This is a genomic window from Ferruginibacter sp. (assembly GCF_031430955.1).
Taxonomy (GTDB): domain Bacteria; phylum Bacteroidota; class Bacteroidia; order Chitinophagales; family Chitinophagaceae; genus Ferruginibacter.
Window position 1 is genome coordinate 1 of the sequence record NZ_JANPCM010000636.1, and the last position, 4465, is coordinate 4465.

Annotated in this window: 7 protein-coding genes; 6 read left to right on the top strand and 1 reads right to left on the bottom strand. The window is 35.1% G+C overall.

Annotated elements, in window-relative coordinates; all coding sequences use genetic code 11:
- Positions 1-3 precede the first annotated feature (3 nt).
- The 3 genes from ACY65O_RS18030 to truB all read left to right on the top strand — a co-directional run bounded on the left by ACY65O_RS18030 (position 4) and on the right by truB (position 2559).
- Complete coding sequence (locus ACY65O_RS18030; protein WP_462222257.1) at positions 4-120, top strand: hypothetical protein; 117 nt, start codon at positions 4-6, stop codon at positions 118-120.
- Positions 121-393: 273 nt separating this feature from the next.
- Positions 394-1737 (top strand): DUF58 domain-containing protein, encoded by a 1344-nt coding sequence (locus ACY65O_RS18035; protein WP_462222251.1) that lies wholly within the window; start codon positions 394-396, stop codon positions 1735-1737.
- 42 nt (positions 1738-1779) lie between these two features.
- Positions 1780-2559, top strand: a complete 780-nt coding sequence (gene truB / locus ACY65O_RS18040) for a tRNA pseudouridine(55) synthase TruB (RefSeq protein WP_462222252.1) — start codon at positions 1780-1782, stop codon at positions 2557-2559.
- Between the two features lie 24 nt (positions 2560-2583).
- Here the strand turns inward: truB and msrA are convergent, their stop codons facing one another.
- Positions 2584-3237 (bottom strand): peptide-methionine (S)-S-oxide reductase MsrA, encoded by a 654-nt coding sequence (gene msrA / locus ACY65O_RS18045; protein ID WP_462222253.1) that lies wholly within the window; start codon positions 3235-3237, stop codon positions 2584-2586.
- Between the two features lie 259 nt (positions 3238-3496).
- Between msrA and ACY65O_RS18050 the strand changes: the two genes are divergently transcribed.
- From ACY65O_RS18050 to ACY65O_RS18060, 3 genes are all read left to right on the top strand, one after another.
- Complete coding sequence (locus tag ACY65O_RS18050; protein WP_462222254.1) at positions 3497-3916, top strand: PPC domain-containing DNA-binding protein; 420 nt, start codon at positions 3497-3499, stop codon at positions 3914-3916.
- Positions 3909-4172 carry a hypothetical protein gene (locus ACY65O_RS18055; protein WP_462222255.1) on the top strand — a complete coding sequence of 88 codons (264 nt, stop codon included), beginning with the start codon at positions 3909-3911 and terminating at the stop codon, positions 4170-4172. Before ACY65O_RS18050 ends, ACY65O_RS18055 begins: the two co-directional genes overlap by 8 nt.
- Positions 4169-4465, top strand: a 297-nt coding sequence (locus ACY65O_RS18060; RefSeq protein ID WP_462222256.1) for a hypothetical protein, incomplete at its 3' end; no start/stop codon positions are given. The genes ACY65O_RS18055 and ACY65O_RS18060, both read left to right, overlap by 4 nt.

The window sequence follows — 4465 nt, forward strand, 5'->3', positions numbered from 1 at the left end:
GAAATGGCGCCGCATGTATTGCGCCACCGTATTATACTTACCGCCGAAAAAGAAATGGAAGGTATTACAGCAGATGATTTAATTGATAATATTTTAAAAGCGATTGAAGTGCCGAGGTAAAAACCCCCTCCGCCTCCTGAAGGGGGAAATATGGAGGAGATCAAAAAGAAGATGATGTTGTTTTTTTTGGGGCCAGGCATAAGTAATTCTATTTTGCTTCATTGGTCTGGCTTAAGGCGAGACACTCTTCAACATTAAATCATTATTGAACATTACTTAATTTTATATGAATAATCTTTTTAGAATAGAATAAATATTTCATCGAATGAGTTTTAAAAGAACTTTAAATAGTCTTAATCTAATTTCCTCATTACAGAATTTAGTGGACTTTTTATGAATCCTGTAAAAAAATATATCGGCAATCTATTCCTTACCACAAGATTTTATCTTGCAATAGGCTTGTGCATTGTATTATTCATCATCTCTTTTTTTTATAGGCCATTAATGCAACTGCCTAAAACACTGTTAGCAGTTGCCACTGTTTTAATTTTAATTGATTACCTGTTTTTATTTATTGTTAGCAAAAGCCCAACTGCCAGGCGTTTAACAGCCGACCGATTGAGCAATGGCGATGAAAATAAAATAGAACTACAGGTAATTAACCGTATGCCCTTTACCGTAACAATGGAAATTATTGATGAGTTGCCGGTGCAGTTTCAAAAACGTGACTGGAAATTACATTACCGCTTTGCTGCAAACGAACAAAAAAATATTATTTACAAACTAAGGCCGGTAGAAAGGGGCGAATATAATTTTGGTAATATTATTTTGTATGTAAAATCTTTGCTGGGTTTACTAATGCGCCGACACGATATTGAAGCCACAGAAACTATTCCGGTTTATCCTTCTTTTTTACAATTGCGTAAATACGAATTACTTTCTCAAACTACTATACAAACTGAACATGGTAATAAGCGCATGCGTAAAATTGGCCACAGCATGGAGTTTGAGCAGATAAAAGAATACGTACGTGGCGATGATATGAGAACCATTAACTGGAAGGCAACAGCACGTAAAGGCAGTTTAATGGTAAACAATTATACCGACGAAAAATCGCAGCAGGTATATTGCATAATTGATAAAGGCCGGTTAATGAAAATGCCTTTTAACGAATTAACACTTTTAGATTATGCCATCAACAGCACATTGGTGTTAAGTAATGTTTGCCTGCAAAAACAAGACAGGGTGGGAGTGATGACTTTTGCAAATAAAATGGGTTCGTTAATTGCAGCCGATAAAAAACCAATACAAAGAGAAAATATTTTACAATTACTCTACAACCAGGATACGGCTTTTTTAGAAAGCGATTACGAAATGCTGTACATGCAAATACGCAACCGTATAAAACACCGCAGCTTATTAATTTTATATACCAACTTCGAATCTTTATCGGGCCTGCGCCGCCAGTTAAATTATTTACGCAGCATTGCACGGCATCATTTACTAATGGTAGTATTTTTCGAAAATACAGAATTGCACCAGCTATCTCATTTAAGTGCCACAAACATTGAAGAAGTGTATATAAAAACTATTGCAGAAAAATTTGAGTTTGAAAAAAGATTAATAGTAAAAGAATTACAAAAGCATGGCATACTTGCTGTACTCACCACTCCCGAAATGCTCACCGTTAATGCAGTAAATAAATATTTAGAACTAAAAGCCAGGCAGGCGATTTAAGTACAATTGATAGTTTATAGTTAATAGCTTTGCAATTAAATTATGGCACGAAAACAAACATACCGCTTACGATATACCAATCAATTAATTGAAGCAGGTGGCGAAGTGCCGGTAAAAAAGGAAAGGGAGAAAAGGCCACCCATCAATCCGGAAATACAACAAACTTATTTAGAAGGGAAAGCAATATTAATTGATAAGCCACTGCACTGGACATCGTTTGATGTAGTAAGAAAAATGCGGCACATTTTACAAATAAAAAAAATTGGCCATGCCGGCACACTTGATCCATTGGCTACAGGTTTGTTAATTGTTTGCACGGGGAAATTAACCAAAAAAATAAATGAATACATGGCTGCTGAAAAAGAATATACCGGCACCATAACACTCGGCGCTGTTACACCCACTTACGATTTAGAAAGTACACCCGAACAGCAAAAAGATTATTCATTTGTAACGGAACATTTATTGCAGGAAAAAACAAAACAATTTATTGGCGGCATTCAGCAGTTTCCGCCCATTTATTCTGCCATAAAAAAAGATGGCGTGGCTTTATACGAACTGGCAAGGCGGGGAGTAGAAGTAGAATTAAAACTCAGAAACATAAATATTAAATCGTTTGAATTAGCAGCAATTGAATTACCTGTTGTGCATTTTAAAGTAATCTGCAGCACCGGCACTTATATCCGCAGCCTTGCCAACGATTATGGTGCAGCATTAGGTTGCGGCGGTTACTTAAGCAGCCTGCGCCGCACAAAAATTGGCGAATTTAAAGTTGATGATGCTGCTACTATGGAAGATTTTGAAAGCTTGATTAACCAATAAGTCGATTTATACTTTCTCTTTTGCTTAATGTTTCTTCAATTTATCTTTAAACACTTTCTCAAATTTTTCTAACTTAGGCCTTATCACAAACTGGCAATAACCCTGGTTGGTATTGTTGTTGTAATAATTTTGATGATATGCTTCTGCAGGATAAAAAACCGTCATAGGCTCCAGTGTAGTAACGATTGGGTTATCCCATGCACCACTTTTATTCAATTCCGTTTTGTATTTTTCTGCTAAAGCTTTTTCAGCTTCGGTTTTATAAAAAATTACGCTGCGGTATTGTGGCCCGGCATCGGCACCCTGGCGGTTAAGCGTTGTAGGATCATGCACTTCCCAAAAAACTTTAAGCAATTCATCGTAACTTATTTTTGCAGGGTCGTAAACAACCTGCAAACATTCGGCATGGCCGGTGGTTTTACTGCAAACTTCTTCGTAAGTAGGATTTACAACATGTCCGCCGCTGTAACCACTTACCACTTTTTCCACGCCTTCCAGTTGCTGAAAAATGGCTTCTGTACACCAAAAACAACCGGTGCCAAAAGTAGCTGTATCTAATTTTGCATTTGAAGTAGTCATAATTTTATTGTCGCTTTTTATTTTTACCGCATTATCTTTTTGTGCACAGGAAGTTAAACCTGCAAAACTAATAACCGATAAAAGGATTGATTTAAGCATTTTTAATTTTTAATCTATTTACGCAAAGTTATTTTAGTTAGTTTGCAAAACAATTTTTGTTTAAGTAAGTTTAACAAATTACTCTTATCAATGTTTAAAAAAAATATTGTCATTTGGTTTTGTAAAAATTTAATAGCCAGTTTCATCAGTATTCTCCGAAGTTCCCCCGTAATTTATCCCGATTTTATCGGGAGGGGGGCGGAGGGGGCTTTTATTACTCATTGCATTATCTTCATGTCAGCATAAAGATAAATCACCAATGGAAAATATAAAAGCCCATGCCTTTCGTTTAAAGCCGGGGCAGGATCTAAAGCAGGAAATACAAAATTTAGTAACCGAAAAGCAAATTAAAGCCGGGTGGATCAGCACTTGTGTTGGCAGCCTTACCAATTATACCATTCGTTTTGCAAACCAGTCCGATGGCAGCAGCGATAGCGACTATTTTGAAATAGTGAGTTTAACGGGTACGGTTTCGGTAAATGGTTCTCACATTCATATCAGCATCAGCGACAGTTCAGGCAAAACTATTGGCGGGCATTTAATGGACGGCTGTAAAATTTACACTACTGCAGAAATGGTTATTCTTACCAGCAACGATTTTATTTTTAAAAGAGAAAAAGATGGTACAACACCGTGGGAAGAATTGCTAGTGGAAGAAATAAAAAAACAAAATGACTGAAGCTTTTAAACTATTTTTAAAAAGTATCAAACCAACTAACAAAGGAATGCTTGCTATTCTTTTAGTTACAATCTTAATTCCAATATTGGCAGATGTATTTCTTGTTTTTATAGGTATTCACAATAAGGATTTAATGCTGGTAACCCCATTTATTTTTATGGGTTGTATAAAATATTCTCCTTTGCTTTTATTATACCTGCTTATTTATTTTTTTATTGATTACTGGTATAAAAAAATATTCAACAACAAAGAATGAAAAAAATATTTTTACAAATAGAGAACTGGTTACTTATAATTCCCATTATTTTAATCATTATTGAGAAAATATTTTTTGTTACATCATCTTTAGACATACACCTGCATGATACTTATTTTGTAATAACAAATATTTATTTGGGAGTAATATCACTTGTTATTGCTTGTATTCCTTACTTCTGTCATTTTTTACTGCGTACAAAAAAAACAGGAAACAGAAAGATACTTTTGGCACATGTTGTAATAACGGCTTTACTGCTTTTGTTTTTTTATTTTTCCAGATTTTTCATCAGT